At 55.3% G+C, this 18,548-nt stretch carries 16 protein-coding genes; 6 read left to right on the forward strand and 10 right to left on the reverse strand.

The window, feature by feature from the left end:
* Nucleotides 1–124 precede the first annotated feature (124 nt).
* The 5 genes from YERSI8AC_RS17845 to doeA form a co-directional block, all read right to left on the reverse strand.
* Nucleotides 125–1,558 carry an aspartate aminotransferase family protein gene (locus tag YERSI8AC_RS17845; RefSeq protein ID WP_009287349.1) on the reverse strand — a complete coding sequence of 478 codons (1,434 nt, stop codon included), beginning with the start codon at nucleotides 1,556–1,558 and terminating at the stop codon, nucleotides 125–127.
* A 140-nt stretch (nucleotides 1,559–1,698) separates the two neighbouring features.
* On the reverse strand, nucleotides 1,699–3,195 hold the full coding sequence (locus YERSI8AC_RS17850; protein WP_027958051.1) for an NAD-dependent succinate-semialdehyde dehydrogenase: 1,497 nt from the start codon (nucleotides 3,193–3,195) through the stop codon (nucleotides 1,699–1,701).
* 223 nt (nucleotides 3,196–3,418) lie between these two features.
* On the reverse strand, nucleotides 3,419–3,895 hold the full coding sequence (locus YERSI8AC_RS17855; RefSeq protein WP_022522328.1) for an Lrp/AsnC family transcriptional regulator: 477 nt from the start codon (nucleotides 3,893–3,895) through the stop codon (nucleotides 3,419–3,421).
* Nucleotides 3,896–3,903: 8 nt separating this feature from the next.
* Nucleotides 3,904–4,923, reverse strand: coding sequence for a N(2)-acetyl-L-2,4-diaminobutanoate deacetylase DoeB (gene doeB, locus YERSI8AC_RS17860; protein ID WP_022522327.1), 1,020 nt, complete (start codon nucleotides 4,921–4,923; stop codon nucleotides 3,904–3,906).
* Nucleotides 4,924–4,961: 38 nt separating this feature from the next.
* Complete coding sequence (doeA, locus tag YERSI8AC_RS17865; RefSeq protein WP_027958052.1) at nucleotides 4,962–6,161, reverse strand: ectoine hydrolase DoeA; 1,200 nt, start codon at nucleotides 6,159–6,161, stop codon at nucleotides 4,962–4,964.
* A gap of 304 nt (nucleotides 6,162–6,465) precedes the next feature.
* Between doeA and YERSI8AC_RS17870 the strand changes: the two genes are divergently transcribed.
* The 5 genes from YERSI8AC_RS17870 to YERSI8AC_RS17890 all read left to right on the forward strand — a co-directional run bounded on the left by YERSI8AC_RS17870 (nucleotide 6,466) and on the right by YERSI8AC_RS17890 (nucleotide 11,489).
* Nucleotides 6,466–7,401: a 2-hydroxyacid dehydrogenase gene (locus YERSI8AC_RS17870; protein ID WP_022522326.1), complete on the forward strand. Its 936-nt coding sequence runs from the start codon at nucleotides 6,466–6,468 to the stop codon at nucleotides 7,399–7,401.
* A 172-nt stretch (nucleotides 7,402–7,573) separates the two neighbouring features.
* On the forward strand, nucleotides 7,574–8,215 hold the full coding sequence (locus YERSI8AC_RS17875) for a hypothetical protein (protein ID WP_082116920.1): 642 nt from the start codon (nucleotides 7,574–7,576) through the stop codon (nucleotides 8,213–8,215).
* On the forward strand, nucleotides 8,216–9,148 hold the full coding sequence (locus YERSI8AC_RS17880) for a lysine exporter LysO family protein (protein WP_009287351.1): 933 nt from the start codon (nucleotides 8,216–8,218) through the stop codon (nucleotides 9,146–9,148). It begins immediately after the preceding gene.
* 81 nt (nucleotides 9,149–9,229) lie between these two features.
* Nucleotides 9,230–10,459, forward strand: a complete 1,230-nt coding sequence (locus tag YERSI8AC_RS17885) for a nucleoside recognition domain-containing protein (protein ID WP_022522324.1) — start codon at nucleotides 9,230–9,232, stop codon at nucleotides 10,457–10,459.
* Nucleotides 10,460–10,622: 163 nt separating this feature from the next.
* The gene (locus YERSI8AC_RS17890; protein WP_022522323.1) at nucleotides 10,623–11,489 is read left to right on the forward strand and encodes a DMT family transporter; all 867 of its coding nucleotides are present in this window, start codon (nucleotides 10,623–10,625) and stop codon (nucleotides 11,487–11,489) included.
* Nucleotides 11,490–11,494: 5 nt separating this feature from the next.
* Here YERSI8AC_RS17890 and YERSI8AC_RS17895 read toward each other — a convergent pair whose 3' ends face one another.
* From YERSI8AC_RS17895 to YERSI8AC_RS17905, 3 genes are all read right to left on the reverse strand, one after another.
* Nucleotides 11,495–12,508 carry an asparaginase domain-containing protein gene (locus tag YERSI8AC_RS17895; RefSeq protein ID WP_022522322.1) on the reverse strand — a complete coding sequence of 338 codons (1,014 nt, stop codon included), beginning with the start codon at nucleotides 12,506–12,508 and terminating at the stop codon, nucleotides 11,495–11,497.
* Nucleotides 12,509–12,550: 42 nt separating this feature from the next.
* Nucleotides 12,551–14,014 carry an alanine/glycine:cation symporter family protein gene (locus YERSI8AC_RS17900; protein ID WP_022522321.1) on the reverse strand — a complete coding sequence of 488 codons (1,464 nt, stop codon included), beginning with the start codon at nucleotides 14,012–14,014 and terminating at the stop codon, nucleotides 12,551–12,553.
* Nucleotides 14,015–14,199: 185 nt separating this feature from the next.
* Entirely contained in the window at nucleotides 14,200–14,415 is a 216-nt protein-coding gene (locus tag YERSI8AC_RS17905) for a DUF2798 domain-containing protein (RefSeq protein WP_022522320.1), read from the reverse strand.
* Between the two features lie 100 nt (nucleotides 14,416–14,515).
* Here YERSI8AC_RS17905 and YERSI8AC_RS17910 point away from each other — a divergent pair, with 100 nt between their 5' ends.
* Nucleotides 14,516–15,418, forward strand: coding sequence for a LysR family transcriptional regulator (locus YERSI8AC_RS17910; RefSeq protein ID WP_022522319.1), 903 nt, complete (start codon nucleotides 14,516–14,518; stop codon nucleotides 15,416–15,418).
* Nucleotides 15,419–15,497: 79 nt separating this feature from the next.
* Here the strand turns inward: YERSI8AC_RS17910 and YERSI8AC_RS17915 are convergent, their stop codons facing one another.
* Nucleotides 15,498–17,681, reverse strand: a complete 2,184-nt coding sequence (locus tag YERSI8AC_RS17915; protein ID WP_022522318.1) for an OsmC domain/YcaO domain-containing protein — start codon at nucleotides 17,679–17,681, stop codon at nucleotides 15,498–15,500.
* 172 nt (nucleotides 17,682–17,853) lie between these two features.
* Entirely contained in the window at nucleotides 17,854–18,495 is a 642-nt protein-coding gene (locus YERSI8AC_RS17920; protein WP_022522317.1) for a TetR/AcrR family transcriptional regulator, read from the reverse strand.
* Nucleotides 18,496–18,548: the final 53 nt, after the last annotated feature.

The raw sequence follows: 18,548 nt of genomic DNA on the forward strand, positions 1-18,548 counted from the left end.
GCTACTCCTTAACTTTCAATTGATTGTGACCTGAGTTCAGCTTATATCTTTAGCATAGACGACACCTTCAATAACAAAAGCGCCGCTGCACAGGCAGCGGCGCTCAGAAGACTACGACACTCGGTCAGACCGTAAACGCGGCCTCTTTTTCACCGCTTTTCAGGTCGCCAGAGCGCGTAAGCTCATCGGTAACCCGGTCAATGGCGCGCTTGGCGCGGCCAATCATCTCGTCCACTTCACCACGATTAATGGTCAGCGGCGGCGCAAAGCCGAGAATATCGCCTTGCGGCATGGCCCGGGCAATCAGGTTCTCTTCCATGGCGGCAGCCGCCACGCGAGGGCCGACTTTAAGCGCTGGGTCGAAGTGCAGGCGCTGCTTGGCATCCGGAGAGAACTCCAGTGCCGCCATCAGGCCTACACCACGAACGTCGCCCAGCAGCGGATGACCTTCGAAATTGGCTTTTAGCTGCTGCTGGAAGTAAGCACCGGTTTCCGACGCGTTACCCACCAGGTTTTCACGCTCGATGATATCCAGGTTGGCAAGCCCTGCCGCACAGCCCAGAGCGTGGCCAGAGTAGGTCCAGCCGTGGCCGATGGGGCCATACTCACCGGTGCCCTGCTCCAGCACCTGCCACACCTTCTCGCCAACAATCACGCCGGAGAGCGGCTGGTAGGCGCTAGTTAAGCCCTTGGCGATGGTGACCAGGTCAGGCTTCATATTGTAGTGGTGGCTACCGAAGTCAGAGCCGGTACGGCCAAAGCCACAGACCACTTCATCGGCAATCAACAGCACGTCATACTTCGCCAGCACGCTTTGAATGGCATCCCAGTAGCCTTCCGGCGGCGGTACGATACCGCCAGTACCCAGTACCGGCTCACCGATAAAGGCGGCCACGGTATCCGGGCCTTCTTCCAGAATCATCGCTTCCAGTTTCTCAGCGCAATACGCAGAGAACTCCAGCTCGGTCATGCCGTGCTGTTCGGCGGCACGCAGGTAGTAATGCGGCGCTTCGGTATGGCGAATGGTATCGATGGGCAGATCGAAGTGGTCGTGGAATGCTTTCAGGCCGGTCAGCGAGCCCGAGGCAATGCCCGAACCATGGTAACCACGCATACGTGAGATAACCTTTTTCTTCTGCGGGCGGCCCAGCACGTTGTTGTAGTAGCGTACGATCTTGAGCTGGGTTTCGTTGGCATCAGAACCCGACATGCCGTAGTAAACCTTGGACATATTCATCCCGGCGATTTTTAGAATACGCTCGGAAAGCTCGATCTGCGGCTCGTTGGAGTGACCTACGTAGGTATGGTAGTAAGAGAGTTCAAGTGCCTGCTTATAGATCGCCTCGGCGACTTCGGTGCGCCCGTAGCCGATGTTGACGCAGTAAAGCCCGGCAAAGCCGTCGATAAATTCGCGGCCGTCCTTATCCACGATATTGATGCCTTTGCCGCCGGTAATCACGCGGCCCGGCGCATCGCCATGGGCGAAATCGCGCAAGTGGGTAGAGGCGTGGAAAGTGACTTTACGGTCGCGTTCGATCAAATCCTGATGCAAGCTCATAGTGTTCTCTCTGTACGGTAAACCTCCCCAGTCAGCGGGGAGGTGCTTTATTCATTAATGATGAACTTATTTTTGGGCACCTAACGGTGCCTTCGCCCGGCCGAGCCGGCCTCCCACAAGGCCAACTCAAGTTCCCGGACTTAACTACCCGACACCGAACCCAGCGCGCCCAGGCAGTAATACTTCGTTTCCAGGTATTCATCGATACCCGTGGCACCGCCTTCACGGCCAAGGCCAGACTGCTTCACGCCACCAAAGGGAACCGGCGGGCCGGTCATCTTAACCGAGTTAACGCTGACCATGCCGTACTCCAGGGCGCGCATCAGCTTCCAGATGCGGCGAATATCGTGGGTATAGATATACGCCGCCAGGCCGTACTCGGTGTCGTTGGCCATTTCAATCACTTCGTCGTCGGTGCTGTAGGCGGTGATCCCGGCCACAGGCGCGAAGTTCTCTTCCCGCCACACTTTCATCTGCGCCGTCACGCCGGTCAGCATCACCGGCATAAAGAAGTTTTCCCCCGGTGCTTGGCTTTGATCACCCCCCACCATCTTGGCGCCTTTGGAAATGGCGTCATCGACAATCGCGGCCGCCTTTTCTACCGCCTGACGGTGAATCAACGGGCCAAGGTCTATCTCACTGTGGAGGCCATTGCCCACGGTAAGCGCCGCCATACGCTCGCTGAAATGCTCTACGAATTCATCATGGATAGATTCGTGCACCAGGATGCGATTAGCAGCCAAGCAGTCCTGCCCAGCGGTTTGGAACTTGGCGTCAATGGCTGCAAAGGCCGCCTCTTTGGGATCCATATCGGGCCCAACGATAAACGGTGCATTGCCCCCCAACTCCAGGGAGAGCCGCTTGACGGTATTAGCGCTCTGCTCAATCAGCAGACGGCCCACGCGGGTGGAACCGGTGAACGACAACGCCCGAATACGCGATTCGGCGCAGAGAATCTTTGAGACTTCCGCAGGATCGCCCAGCACCACATTGAAAATCCCCGCGGGAATCCCAGCACGCTCGGCCAGCTCCGCCAGCGCCAACGCCGAGAAGGGCGTTTCATTGGCGGGTTTGACGATCACCGGGCAGCCCGCTGCCAGCGCCGCCGCAGCTTTGCGGGTAATCATCGCCAACGGAAAGTTCCATGGAGTAATCATCGCCGCGATTCCCACCGGCTCTTTAATGGTACCAAGTGATGCGTTGGGAATATGGCTGGGGATGGTTTCGCCATAGGTACGCTTACCCTCTTCGGCGAACCAGCGCACGAAACTGGCACCGTACTGCACCTCCCCACGGGCATCGGGCAGCGGCTTACCCTGCTCCAGCGTCATGATGGTCGCAAGGTCTTCACGGTTAGCTTGAATCAGGTCATACCAGGCCAGCAGGCGCTCGCAGCGCTCATCGGCGCGTAGCGCCCGCCACTGTACAAAAGCGGCTTCAGCGGCATCTACAGCGGCGGTTATCTGCTCGGCTTCCAGCAACGGGATATGACCAATGGCTTCATTGGTAGCGGGGTCATAGACAGCCTCTTCGCGACCGCCTTCCCCGTGAGTCCACTTACCGTTCACGTAGGCGTACTGCCGGAACAGACGCGGATCTTCCAGGCGCTTGGCGAGCGTGGTCGATAGTGTGGTCATGGGAACCTCCCCCTCAAATGCAGTCTGGCTAACCGAGCGCTGCAGTCACTGTGTGGCATTGTCAGCAAGTGCTGATTAGCCTTGCCGTCGAATGCCCACAGGTTAACGGAGAGGAGCCACGAAGTGTTTTTGAAAACCGAGACTTATCACGCGACTTTTTTTGTCAGAGAGCGTTTGGCAGTGCTTTTTTTTGGTGGGCTTACGATAGGGGGCCAAAACTACATTAAAGAATGTCGTCGGTATCAATGCCTATAGGAACGCGCTTGACGGTTTTGGTCACGATATAGGTGAAGTAGCGCTCGATACCGGCTTCAGAGACCAGCCACTTATCCATCAAACGCTGGTAGCTATCGATGGTGCGCGCTTCAAACTTCACTAAGTAATCCACCCCACCGCCCACCGCCACACACTCGGTAACTTCCGGGGTTTGCATCACTAGCGCTTCAAAACGAGTGAAGCTTTCGGCGTTGTGCTGCTTGAGCTCAATCTGCACCCAGACAGGATTGCGCGGCACCAACACGTCCGCGTTGATGCGCGCGGTATACCCTTCAATGATGCCAGCCTTTTCCAGGCGCTTTACCCGCTCCCAGCAGGGGCTGACCGAGAGATTGATCGCCTCGGCTAGCTTCGACTTGGTGATTCGCCCATCGCGGGAGAGGATATCGAGAATTTTCAGATCGTAACGGTCAAGTTTCATCATGCCGAGGATTACGCCTCCAGGCGTTCAACAACATCGGCAATCACCGCCAGGGTATCCCCCATATTGATCAGTGAGGGGGCACGGCGAGCCATTAGAATGCCGTCGCGCTCTGCTTTATAGGCAACCGGATCGGTGCCGCTGCGGGTCATGTCGTACACGTAGGCGATGGTTTGGCCTTTTTTCACTTCATCACCCAGGGCCACCAATAGCTCTAACACGCCGGAGTGCTGGCTCTGCACGTAGCAACTGGCGTCGGGCATATCGAGATACAGTTGCCCACCTGTGGGCATTTCCACTTCGCCTTCTACAAGGCCGTAGTGAATCAGGAAATTGCGCACGCCGCGCTCGGCAATGGCAATGCTTTGTGGGGTGGAAGTACCGCCGCCGCCAAGCTCGGTGGCCACAAAGACTTTGCCCTGGCGCTCGCAGGCAGTGTCGAAGAGTTTTTCCGCATCCAACTCAAACATCACCATGGCATAGGGGGCGCCGAACGCTTTGGCACCTTCCAGAGCGGCCTGCTGCTGCTCTTTATTATCCAGCACGTGAGACGCGCCGAAGGGCAGAATATCCAGCGTGCGGCCGCCCGAGTGAAGGTCGAGCACCACGTCCGCCATGGGTACCAACACACGGGTGAAGTAGTCGGCAATTTGCGGTGTGACGCTGCCATTGGGGTCGCCGGGAAAGCTGCGATTGAGGTTGCCCTTGTCCATCGGAGAGGTACGCTTGCCTGCCATAACCGCTGGAGTATTCATGCACGGCACGATAATCACCCGCCCTGTCACGTCCTCTGCCTTCAGCGTTGAAGAGAGTTTCAGTAGCGAGGTGATGCCCTCATATTCATCGCCGTGGTTGCCGCCGGTCAGCAGTGCCGTGGGGCCTTCGCCGTTTTTTACCACGGTCACAGGAATCATCACCGCGCCCCAGGCAGACTCATCGGTAGAGATCGGTAGCTTTAAAAAGCCGTGCTGCACGCCATCGGCATCAAAATCAACGGTGGCGGAAATGGGACTTGGTCGCATCGTCGTCATGAAAAAATTCCTTTATGTTACGGGCAGCTATATCAGCACTACTTCACAAACAGCTGGCGCGGGAAATTGGCCAGCGTCTCACAGCCATCGTCGGTAATCAGAATGCTTTCGGTAATTTCCAGACCCCAGTCATCGACCCATAGCCCAGGCATGAAGTGGAACGTCATGCCTGGCTGGAGAATGGTTTCATCCGAGGGGCGCAGACTCATGGTGCGCTCGCCCCAGTCGGGCGGATAGGAGATACCGATAGGGTAACCACAGCGGGCGCCGCCACGGTCAAAACCGTATTTATCCATCGCCGCACCCAGTGCCATGGCGATATCCGCCGTACGGTTACCAGGTTTGGCCACTGCCAAACCATTTTCGATGCCTTCTAGCAGAGCTGATTCCGCGCGAATAAAATCCGTCGGCGGTGTGCCCAGAAATACGGTGCGCGACATCGGCGCATGATAGCGTTTAAACACCCCGGCAATCTCAAAGAAAGTACCTTCACCTTTGCGGAACGGCGTGTCGTCCCAGGTTAGGTGTGGCGCGGCGGCGTCTTTACCAGTAGGCAGCATGGGCACGATGGCGGGATAGTCGCCGCCAAATACTTTGCCGTTCTCATCCACAAAACCTTCGATGCCAACGCGGTAAATCTCTGACACCAGCTTGCTCTTGGGCAAGCCAGGCTCAATCACTTCAAGAATACGCGTATGCATGCCTTCCACAATCTTGGCGGCAATGCGCATATAGGCCACTTCTTGCGGCGATTTGATCGCCCGGCACCAGTTAACCAGCGCATTGGCATCCATAAAACGCGCATGGGGGAGTTCGCGCAGTAGGCTTAGATAGGCCTTGGCGGAGAAGTAGTAGTTATCCATCTCCATACCCACCACCCCCAGATGCCAGCCGCGATCCGGCATGATCGACTGAGCCAGATACTCCATCGGGTGCATGTCCGGATTCTGTACGTAGTAATCCGGATAGTAGGTAATGTTTTCGGGATCGATCCAACAGGTGAGCAGAGCACCGTTGGCATCCATACGCCGCCCGAACCATACCGGCTCGCCTTCAAGGCCCACCAGCACACACTGATGCACATAAAACGACCAACCGTCGTAGCCGGTCAGCCAAGCCATATTGGAAGGGTCACTGACGATCAGTACGTCAATACCACGACTGGCCATTTCAGCACGCACTTTCCACAGGCGGTTAGCGTACTCTTCGCGCGTGAAAGGCAGGGAAACCTGAGTCATCGGGCAACTCGCCATTAAAGATCACCAAGAACCAGCGCACTGCCTACTATAGGCACGCAACGCTGGGCCACAGGATCGACCTGGCCACCACCGATCAGGCGTCGGGGTTGCATCTGCCGCGCTTGCAGCAGGCCCGCCAATGTCGTCTTAAGCCGATACTAGCACCGACCCTTGGTTAGCGGTCAAAGGCTTTATGACAAAAAGTGCATACGGCATCGTTATTTGCACTATGCGAGCTTGCAACGGCACCTATCGCTCACCATGATAACCTGCATTGGAAACACGTTTAGCGAGAGGAAACGAAATGAAAATTGTTGTGCATATTGATGAGGCGGCACAGTGGCAAGCGGCGCTTGCGGAAGCGTTGCCCCAAGCCACCGTACTCACCAGCGAGGCACCAGCGGATGAGCGTAAAGACGCTGACTATCTCGCCATCTGGAAAGCCCCCGCCCATTTACTGCAAGAGCAGACCCAGCTCAAAGGCATCATCAATTTAGGCGCAGGGGTGGATTATTTGCTGAAAACCCCAGGCCTGCCCAGCGACGTGCCAATTGTAAAATTGCGCGATGCGGGCATGGGCGAGCTGATGGCCGATTACGCCTTCTATGGCGTACTGCACTTTTACCGCAGCATGGATCGTTACTCAGAGCAGCAGCAAAACGCCACTTGGAAGCCGCAAGAGGTGGTGGAAAAATCCCAGTGGCCGGTGGGTGTATTAGGCCTGGGCGCTATTGGCAGCTTTGTGGCCAGCGCCTTGGAGCAAGCAGGTTTCCCTGTACTGGGCTGGAGCCGCTCCCCCAAGCAGATCCGTGGCGTGCACTGCTTTCATGGCGATGATGGATTAAGCGAACTGCTCGGCCAAGTGCAGAGCCTGATCACCATTTTGCCCGATACGGCCGCCACTCAACATATTCTCAACGCCGAGCGGCTGGCCCAGCTGCCCCAAGGGGCTAGTGTGATTAATCCTGGCCGGGGTAGCTTGATTGATGAGCAGGCGCTATTGGAAGCACTGGGTAGCGGTAACCAGCCGGGGCACCTGCGGGGTGCGCTATTGGATGTCTTCCAGGAAGAGCCACTGCCCACTGACAACCCGCTCTGGCAGCATCCTAAGGTAATCGTCACACCCCATATGGCGGCGCCTACTCCGCTGAATGATGCCATCGACCAAGTGATCGCTTACTTGCATGCCTTTGAATCGGGTGAAAAACTCTCCACCATCAACCCGGAAGCAGGTTACTGACGCCACCCCTCACCCAGGCTATACTGGCGCGCTGGGAACCAAGCAGTGGCTAAAGGCTCTTAGGAAGATACCCTTTATGGAGGAAAGGCCCTTGGTCAATGTTTTCGCACGACTACCTGGCCGCGCGCTCAGGTGTGTGGGGTTGGGTTTTGCTATTTCCTGCTCAAGTGGCATGGCATTAGCAACTGAGACGTTCAAAGAGCCGCAGCCCTTTGAAGCCCCCCAACCCTTTGAAGCACAGTACCGGCTTGAGGTTCGCGGTTGGCCTGGGGCTACCATTACCCATCGCCTCTCTAACGAAGGGAATCACTGGTTAAGCGATATGCGCTTTTCAATCACCGTGGCGCGCGGCCAGGAGTTCAGCCGTTTTTCGCTCAATGGCAATGACACCAACGCTCTGCTCTTTAGCAGCAGCTATTCGGTGCTGGGCGTGGGTGATAGCTATCAACTGAACGAAGGTGAGATCCCCACTTTAGATCGCCAAGCGGCGCTATTTGATCTCTCCCGCCGGGCGGGACACGAAAACTGTACACAAAGCACGCCCTGCGCGATTGAGTTTGTCGATCAAAAAGGCCGCGATGAGCACTTTCAATATTATGTTACCGCCCCAGGCAGCATTGAGGTTCCCGCAGGAGAGTTTGAAGCACTGAACGTATCGCTCATTGATATCGAGAAGCCCGACCGCCTGCTAACCATTAGCTTTCACCCTGACTGGCCCGGGCTGATTCTTTCTGCGGTGTATCGAAAAGAGGGTCGCCGCGAAACGCAGCTGACATTAACTAACTTCAACCCAAACGGTGGCGCGACGCCCTAAATGTTTTCCGGTTTATTGATTGTTCTACTACCGCTTTTTCTTGGCTATCTGGTTCGCGTCCGTTCCATACAGTTACAGAACCTGATCAACCGAGCGGTTAATGGCTCGGTTTACCTGATTCTGCTCTTCATGGGCATAAGCCTTGCCGGGCTTGAAAACCTGACTAGCCAGCTTTCGCGCCTGGGTGGCAACGCCTTGCTGTTATTTAGCATTACCACGCTGTTTAACTTAGCAGCACTATGGTGGCTATCGCGCCGTTTAACGCTTAAGGCCGGTAGCTCACCGGTGGTGAAAAATGCTCCGACCAGTAAGCTGGCGGCCATGCAGGGTTCGCTGTTATTGGTCGCCGTGGTGGCAGGGGGAGTTATCGCTGGCCTGCTGCTGGGGCCACTCCTGGGTGATAGGCTTTTCAACAGCGCAGATTTACTGGCCGAATGGGTACTCTACCTGCTGCTGGCACTGATTGGCTGCCAGCTGCGTAACTCCGGCATGCCACTCAGGCAGATCTTACTTAACCGCATGGGGCTGGCGATTGCGGTGACGCTAGCAATAAGTTCGCTGCTGGCAGGCTTGGCTGCCGCCCCGCTGCTCTCATTAAGCTGGAACGAAGGCCTGGCGATGGCGTCAGGCTTTGGCTGGTACTCTCTTTCGGCCATCTTGATCGGCGACCAGCTAGGCCCACTGATGGGCGGTGTGGCGTTCTTCAACGACCTGACCCGGGAGCTGCTGGCGTTTATATTGATTCCACTGGTGATTCACCGCCATACCGCACTGGCGATTGGTTACGGCGGCGCCACCTCCATGGATTTCACCCTGCCCGTCATTCAGCAGCACGGCGGTGTGGCCTGCGTACCCATTGCCGTGGTCAGCGGTTTTATCCTTTCACTGCTCTCCCCGCCGCTGATTCTGTTCTTTCTTTCGCTGTCGGGTTAGCGGTGACGGGCGCTCATTGGTTAGGATAAGTGGCATTGCTGGAGATATAAAAACTCTTACCCCCCAGGATGCCCACTCCCCATGCTCAACGGAATTTGGTTAAGCTTCTTTATCGCTGCCTTCGCGGCCTCACTCTGGCAGTGGTTGGTTGGCGGCGATAGCGAGGTATTTGCCCGCTTGGTGCAGTCACTGTTCGACATGGCGGAAGTGAGCGTTGATATTATCCTGGTGCTGCTGGGCACCATGACGCTGTGGCTAGGGTTTCTTTCGATTGCCGAAAAGGCAGGCTTGATTCGCCTGCTTGGACGGGTGCTCGACCCGCTGTTCTGCCGCTTGATGCCAGAGGTTCCTCGCGGCCACCCTGCTATGGGGCTGATCAGCATGAACTTCGCGGCGAATATCCTGGGTCTGGATAACGCCGCCACACCGATTGGCATCAAGGCGATGCACTCGCTGCAGAGCCTTAACCCCAGCAGTGAGACCGCCAGCAACGCACAAATTCTGTTTCTGGTGCTCAATACCTCTTCTCTCACGCTATTGCCGGTAACGATTTTTATGTATCGCGCCCAGCAAGGCGCCGCCGACCCCACTCTGGTCTTTTTACCTATTTTACTAGCGACAACCGCCTCCAGCCTGGCAGGGCTTTTGGCGGTGGCACTGATGCAGCGCTTAAAACTCTGGCAGCCCGTGGTGCTAGCCTATTTAGCGATTGCTGCACTTGCGTTGGGGCTACTGATAACCACGCTGGCAGGCATGTCCGCCCAGGCGCTAGCCGCGGCCTCTACGCTAGTCGGTAACCTGACGCTATTTAGCATCGTGATGATGTTTTTAATGGTCGGGGCGTTACGTGGGGTGAGGGTGTACGACGCCTTTATTGAAGGTGCAAAAGAGGGGCTGAGCTTTACCATCACGTTGCTGCCTTACTTGATCGCCATGCTGGTGGCAGTCGGCGTACTGCGCGCCAGCGGCGTTTTAGACGCTGGCTTAGGCGGTATCCGCTGGATAGTAGAAGGCTTTGGCTGGGACACCCGCTTTGTCGATGCTCTCCCCACCGCCTTTGTGAAACCGCTTTCTGGCAGCGGCGCCCGCGCCATGATGATCGAAACCATGGATACTTTCGGCGTAGACAGCTTCGCCGGGCTACTCGCGGCCACTATGCAAGGTAGCACTGAAACCACCTTCTATGTGCTGGCTGTCTACTTTGGCGCCGTGGGTATCACTCGCATTCGCCACGGGTTGGGCTGTGCGTTGGTCGCCGATGTGGCGGGAGTAACCACTGCGATTGCGGTGTGTTACTGGTTTTTTGGATAGCTGGTGTTAGCTGGCTTTCGTTCACTGGGCTCAGCGTCTACCTTTCAGGGGAGCCGCATTAAGGTCTACAGGCAGTAGATCAGGAGCCATCGCTAAGCAGTAGAAATGCGTTTAAACATTCGTTGCTCCCGAGTGTTTACCGCTCAAGGACGATAGGTGAAATATGGCAGGCGCAAGCAGTTTATTGATAGCGCTGGCGGCCTTCTGCTGGGGGATATCTGGGGGAATCGCAGGCATTTTGTTAGACGACGGCTGGGATGCAGCCGTCGTGTCATTTTATCGAGGGTTTATAGGGCTTCTCTTCGCACTTGGGTGGCTGCTGCTTCAACGTCGGCATAGCGGCCTAAACAGCAAGCGGCTTTGGTTCTGGTCAGTGGTTGCAGGCCTGGGCGTCGCTGGCAATTTTACGTTCTATTTTCTTAGTATTGAGTATGGCAACGTTGCGGTCGCTGCCACCCTGATGTACTGCGCCCCTGTTTTTGTCTACCTCGTCTCATTTTCCCTCAAACTAGAGCGCCCCACCGCTGCCAAGTGGCTGGCCATTGCGCTGGTCATGGTGGGTATTGTGCTGTTAACCAAGCTGTATGCCATCAGCGCCAGTGGTCTCTCGTTAATTGGCGTAGGCACCGGGCTGCTTGCCGGGCTCTCTTATACAGCGTTCATTTTTGGTTTCAAGTATGCCGCGCCCCATGGCAGTCCTCAGGCAATTCTTTCGGTCGCCTTCACCGTGCTAGCCATCGCACTGCTGTTTCCAACGGACATTAACCAGGCTGTCAGCGTTATCAGCGCTCCGGAGCTGCCGCTGTTTGTGGCGCTGGGCATTCTCGGCGCTGGACTATCTTTTCTGCTGTACGTGGTAGGTATCAAGCATGCGGCACCTGCGCTAGCCTCCATGGTTGCCATGGTCGAGCCGATTACCGCCACCCTGTTTGGTGTAGCGGTGTTAAACGAAAGCCTGGGCGTTATTCAAATGGTCGGTATGGGGATCATCTTGCTAACCGTCACCGCGCTGAGCGTTTCTTCCCGCTGATAAGCTTAACGGCTACACTCACCGCGCATGGGCGCACTCAATGCCTTGCTCAGCATTGACCCCACCAGCCCTTGCCCAATGAGTACGGTTAGTTTCGCGATAGCTGCTTCCAGGGTAATATCACTTCCGGCAATCACGCCCGCTTGATTGAGTGCGGCACCGGTGGCGTAGGCGCCCTGCACTACCTCGCCTTGGGCACACTGGGTGACGTTAAGCAGCGCTACGCCTCTCTCGCTGGCCGCCTTCAAGGCGTCAAGCAGCTCGCCTTCAAAGCTAAGCGGGTTGCCAACCCCGTAGCTATAAAGCACCAGCCCTTTTAGCGTTTTATCCGCCAGCAACGCCTTTGCGCGGCGCAGCGACATTCCTGGATGCAGCGGCAGTACCGCCACCGCCTCGTCGTCCACCTCAATAGGTGCAAAATTCGGTTTACCGCTTAGCAGCGCCGAGGGCTGAGGGAAGTTTATACCAATGCCAAGCTCGGCAAGCCAGGGGAAGTTGGGTGAGTCGAAGGCATCCAAGCCTTGAGTGCGCACCTTGCGGGCTCGGTTACCGCGCAACAGCCGGTCGTGAAACACCAGGCTTACTTCACAAGGTGTTGCGGGGTGAACCGCAAGCTGCAGCGCGCTGAACACATTATTCAGCGCATCGCTTCTTGGCTCACCCAGGGGAATTTGGGAGCCGGTGAAGATCACCGGCTTATTCAACGCACCGAGCATAAACGAAAGCGCCGCGGCGCTGTACGCCATGGTATCGGTGCCATGGAGTATCACAAACGCTTCATAGCACGACCAGTGGATTTCCAGCTGTGCCACCAAACGGTTCCAGGCCTCTGGCATTAGCTCGGCGCTATCAATCAACGGCTGCATTTCCAGCACATCAAACGCTGGCAGCCGGTAAAGATCGTCCAATGCCAAATGCGCCGCTAGGCGTTCGGCCAGCCCCGCGCAAGGTATATAACCCTGTGACGATGGCTGCATACCAATAGTCCCACCGGTATAGAGCATCAGTACGCGGGGCATGGCCACTCCTTTCCTAATCAGTACAGTCGTCTAAATAAATACTTACTTCGCAGGCACGCCTTCCAGGCGCTGCTTTAACGCTTCGGCCTCTTCAGGCTCTAGCTCCCAGGCTTTTGGATCCAGGTCAAGATCTGGGTGCTGGTTAGCGTCAAAAATCGGCTGTTTGATGCCCTGCCGACGCTGACCATCGAAGTCCTTCAAAATGCGCAGGCCGCACTTGAACAGCATGATCAGCGCAATCAGGTTGACCACGGCGAGCAGCCCCATGGTGACATCAGCAAAGCCGAACACGGTGCCCAAATCAGTGGTCGCGCCCCAGCAAACCAACAGCACGATGGCAACGCGGAAGGCGTTAAACAGGTTCTGGTTGTCGCGGCTAAAGAAGTTGAGGCTGTTCTCACCCAAGTAGTAGTTGTAGAGAATGGTGCTAAACGCAAACAGCAACAGTGCCAAACTGACAAAAGTGCGGCCCCATTCGCCCACATGGTCGGCCAGCGCTGCCTGGGTCAGGGCGATGCCTTCAACACCAGCACCTACGGTCGGGTCATAAGCACCGCTGAGCAGAATCACAAACGCCGTGGCGGAACAGATAATCACGGTATCGATAAATACCGAAAACGCCTGCACGATGCCCTGGTTGGCAGGGTGCGGCACATAGGCCACCGCCGCGACGTTTGGCGCACTACCCAAGCCCGCTTCATTAGAGAACAGGCCACGCTTCAGGCCCATCATAATTGCCGCGCCAATACCGCCACCAATCAGTGGTTCAAGGCCGAAAGCGCTCTTTACAATCAGCACAATCACGCCAGGTATTTCCGTAATATTCATGGCGATGACCAGCAGCGCAATGGCGATATAGCTCACCGCCATAAAGGGCACCAAAACCTCGGAAATACGTGCAATACGCTTAATACCGCCGAAAATAATCAGCCCTACCAGCATCGCCAGGGCAATACCGCTATAAAGCACCGGTACGCCAAAAGCATCGCCGAAAGAGGTTGCCACCGCATAGGATTGCAGTGCGGTAAAGGCAAAACCGAAGGTCAACAGCAGCAGTACCGAGTAGAACGCTGCCAGCCAGCGCCACTGCTTACCCAGCCCTTTAACAATGTAGTACGCGGGGCCGCCGCGATAGGTGCCGTCACCTTCGGCTTCTTTATAGGTCTGTGCCAGGGTGCATTCCAAAAAGCTGGTGGCCATACCCATTAAACCCACCAACCACATCCAAAAAATCGCCCCTGGGCCACCCAAGGTAATCGCAACCGCTACGCCGGCGATGTTGCCACCACCAACGCGCCCAGCCACTGAGAGCACCAGCGCCTGAAACGAGCTTAAATGGCCGTGTTTATTGCGCTTAAAGGCTTGGCCGGAACCGAGGATGCGAAACATCTCACCGAAATAACGAAACTGTACAAAGCGGGACGCAACGGTAAAACCGATGCCAACGCCCACCAGCAGCACTAGTAGAACCTTCCCCCACAGGAGGTCATTGAGCATATCGAGCATGTGATTCTCTCCGCGTTTTTGTATTAGCGTTATGTTTGAATTCGCGTCGTTTGTTATCGCGCTTGTGGAATTCGCGCCGCGGAGAACGTTTTACCAAGTGTGGGGCAGGATTAAATTTGGCGCAGCGGTGCAGTTGTGTGCACTCGCTGCATCAGTGGGTGCACCATAGTGCATCAGGCAAGCCGTCAGACCTTCTCGGCAATGCGGTGGGCTAACTTATGGATAAAGGGGCCGCTGATAAACGCAATGATCCCAGCGGCTGGCCAGGCAAGAAACCAAGCGTGCATCCAGATGCCAACAAAATCAGCATGCATGCCGATATTCACGTAGGTCACCCAGGCAGACATAATTAGCGATAGCGTAAACGACATGAGAATAGCGAAGATAATTCTATGTTTCATGAGAGTACCTAAGGATGATGTATAAGTGCAGGTAGATTAACAAACATCTATAACGGTAATATATGCCAATATATGAGAATCAATTTTACAGAATTGCAAAATGCGAAAACCCTCGTTAGATGACCTAAATATCTTTATCGTGGCCGCTAATCAACGCAGTCTCACGGCTGCGGCGGCACCGTTGAAGATGACTATTGCCACCGTGTCGAGGCGTATAAGCGCATTAGAAGCCACGCTAGGCGTTGAGTTGCTCTATCGCTCAACCAAGGGGTTGACGTTGACGCCTCACGGCGAATCCTACTACCGCGAATGTGAGGAATTGGTGCTCGCACTAGATCAGCGCATTTTGGATCTGGATCAAACGCTGCATAGCCTAAGCGGGCCGTTGAAAATTATGGCGCCGGTCAATTTGGGCAGCGGGCCGCTAGATGCATTTTGGCGTCACTTTATCCATCGCTACCCTGAGATTTCGCTGACCATCGAGCTGGACAACAACGTAGCCGACATTCGCGGCCAACAAGCGGATATTGCACTACGCTCTGGGCCACAAAAAGACGATACGCTGATCCAGAAATACCTGGGCTATATAGAGCTCATATTGGTGGCATCACCCACCATGATGCATCCTCTTCCCAGTAAGATTGATGAGTTAGAAGCGTGCCCCAGCGTGGCCGCCAAAATGTTTAGCGACTGGCATCTCACGCACAGGGAAGGCAGTCAGTACACTTGCCGCAAAAGCCATTTTCACATCAGTAACGACATGAGTATTGTGCTGAATCTCACCCAATCGGGCGCCGGCGTTTCCTTGATGCCTACCAGCATGGTGGCCAACAGCCTACAAACGGGGGAGTTAATCCGAGTACTGCCTGAGTGGCAGGGGCTCAACAGGGAAATTTTCCTGGTATGGCCCTACCGGCGAAGCCTTTCAGCGCGGGCCAAGCTGTTTCGCAGCGAGTTAATCGAATTCCTCAGTCACCAATCCTGGTTCCACTCTGCTGATTAGACCGACTGTACGGAGCAAACCGGCTTCTCTACTGGCGCCGTAACGCCAGCAGTTAACGATCATCATTTTTGGATAATGCTTAGATGCCCGCTTTTGCCGCCCGAGCAGCGTGGAGCTTTTTATAGCTTTCAATCAAGCGCTGGTGGCGCTCTAGGCCTTCTAACTGCATGTTAGTGGGCGTTAGGCCGTGGAAACGTACCTCGCCACTCACTGAACCAACCACCGCCACCATGGTGGCTTCGCCGAACATGCGCTGGAAGTTATGCAGATAATCTTCAAGCGCCAGCTCGTCATCCAACACAATTTCCAGCACCGCGTTCACCGCCTGGTAGAACAGGCCGCGCTCGACGGTGTTGTCGTTGTACTGCAGGAACATCTGCACACAGTCCAGCGCTTCTTCGTGACGGCCAAGCGCCAGGTAGACCAACAGCTTCAGTTCCAGAATCGTCAGCTGTCCCCACTCGGTGTTTTCATCAAACTCGATACCAATCAGCGTAATGATATCGGCGTGGTCATCCATCTGGCTCTCTTCCAGCCGCTCGACCAGGTCAGTCAGTTGATCATCGTCGAGGCGATGCAGATTAAGAATATCCTCGCGGTAATCCAGCGCCTTATTGGTGTTATCCCAGATCAGATCTTCGATGGGATATACCTCCGAGTAGCCCGGCACCAGAATTCGGCACACCGGCGCGCCCAGGTCTTCGTGTACCGCCATATACACTTCGGCACCCAGCTCTTCAAAGATACCAAACAGTGTCTCGGCTTCTTCCTCGTTGCTGCCGGAGAAGTCCCACTCGCTGAATTCAAAATCGGGCTTGGCGCTAAAGAAGCGCCAGGAGACCACGCCCACCGAGTCGATAAAGTGCTCAACGAAGTTGTTGGGCTCGGAAACCGTCTGTGAGTTAAAAGTGGGCAGCGGCAGATCGTTCAGGCCTTCGAAACTTCGACCTTGTAGCAGCTCGGTCAAGCTGCGTTCCAGCGCCACTTCAAAGCTTGGGTGGGCACCAAAGGAGGCAAACACGCCACCGGTGCGCGGGTTCATCAAGGTGACGCACATCACCGGGAACTGCCCGCCCATGGAGGCATCTTTGACCAACACTGGGAACCCCTGGGCTTCCAGAGCGTTAATACCCTCTACTATGCTTGGGTACTTTGCTAACACTTCCTGCGGTACATCCGGCAGGGTTAGCTCCTGCTCAAGGATTTCACGCTTCACTGCCCGTTCGAAAATTTCCGACAGACACTGCACCTGGGCTTCCACCAGGGTATTGCCCGCGCTCATGCCGTTACTCAGGAACAGGTTTTCGATCAGGTTGGAAGGAAAGTAAACCGTTTCGCCATCGGATTGACGCACATAAGGCAGCGAGACAATGCCCCGGTCTTCGCGCCCCGAGTTGGTATCGATCAGGTTTGAGCCGCACAGCTCGCCTTCCGGGTTATAGATCGCCAAGCAGTGCTCGTCGAGGATTTCCGCAGGCAGTTCATCGTTCGGGCCCGGCTTGAACCACTTCTCATTGGGGTAGTGAACAAAGGCGCTGCCCGCCATCTCTTCGCCAAAGAACTGGTCGTTATAGAAGAAGTTGCAGCTCAGACGTTCGATAAACTCGCCCAACGCCGAACACAGCGCACTCTCTTTGGTCGCGCCTTTGCCGTTGGTAAAGCACATGGGGGAGGCCGCATCGCGAATATGCAATGACCAAACATGAGGCACGATATTACGCCAGGAGGCGATTTCGATCTTCATGCCCAGGTCAGCAAGGATCGCGCTCATATTGGCAATGGTCTGCTCCAGCGGCAGGTCTTTACCTTCGATGTAGGTACTGCCGCCTTCCGGCGCGCCCATAAGCAGCGCCTGGGCGTCCTCATCGATGTTTTCTACCGTCTCGATTTGGAAATCAGGGCCAGTTTGCACCACTTTCTTGACCGTGCAGCGGTCAATGGAGCGCAGAATGCCCTGGCGGTCTTTTTCAGAAATATCTTCAGGCAGCTCGACCTGGATTTTGAAAATCTGCTTATAGCGATCTTCCGGATCGACGATATTATTCTGGGAAAGACGAATATTTTCGGTAGGAATATCGCGGGCGTTGCAATACACCTTTACAAAGTAGGCCGCACACATGGCAGACGATGCCAGGAAGTAGTCAAACGGCCCCGGTGCCGAGCCGTCACCTTTATAGCGAATCGGCTGGTCGGAGATAACCGTAAAATCGTCGAACTTGGCCTCCAGGCGGAGGTTGTCGAGATAGTTAACTTTGATTTCCATGAGCGGGCATCCGGAGCAATGAGTTTGACTAGCAGTGGGCAGTAGGCGAATTGCGGCCCATTATCCAGTTTTTTACCCGCTTCGTCTTGGTCAGTCTCCCAAATCATCTACCACATGTCGTGCAAAAATGGTTGTTCTTACTACAGCAGCAACTCGGGGTTCTCTTCACGCACTATTGAGCTTGCATCATACGCTCCGCCTCAGCTTCGCTGACCCCGAGCATCAGCAAAATCTGGCGTTGTGTGGCTACCAACACCTGCTTTCGCTCCACCTCCCCCGGCAAACTTTTGGCAATGGCGACGGCCCCTATCAAGGAGGCCAATATGACCCGGGATTTATCAGCAATCGCTTTGCGGTCATCGGCAAAGGGAAGTTGTTTCAGCTTACTCAGCGCTATCAATCGCGTTTCAAGCATCTTTTTCATACTCATATATGACGCTTCAAACATAGTGCGGATTTCTGCTTTTTCACTGCCTATTTCATTGAACAGTACCGCTTCAGGCCCCGGCTTATGCTTAGCTTCCAACTCTTGGAGATTGCAGTAGTTAGCGACTAACTCGGTTAAGTGCTGCAACGAAAGCGGGCCTTTTACCAGTCTCGCTGCTCGGCTGTTATCAATGGTCAGACGCACAGACTCATTGTAAAGGGCCTCTTTTGAAGCGAAATGTGCATAAAAGGCGCCATGGGTCATCTTGGCTAGCTTCATGATCTGACCGATCGACACCTTTTGAAACCCATTGCGGCTGAATAGCTCTGTCGCCGAAGCCAAAATGCGCTCTTTGGTTTTCGATTTATGGCTCTTGGGATAAGGCATATCTACCTCGTCAGCTAAATATTATCTTGATCATATATTGCCCATTGCTAGGG

It is taken from the genome of Halomonas sp. 113 (assembly GCF_904067645.1).
Lineage (GTDB): Bacteria > Pseudomonadota > Gammaproteobacteria > Pseudomonadales > Halomonadaceae > Vreelandella > Vreelandella titanicae.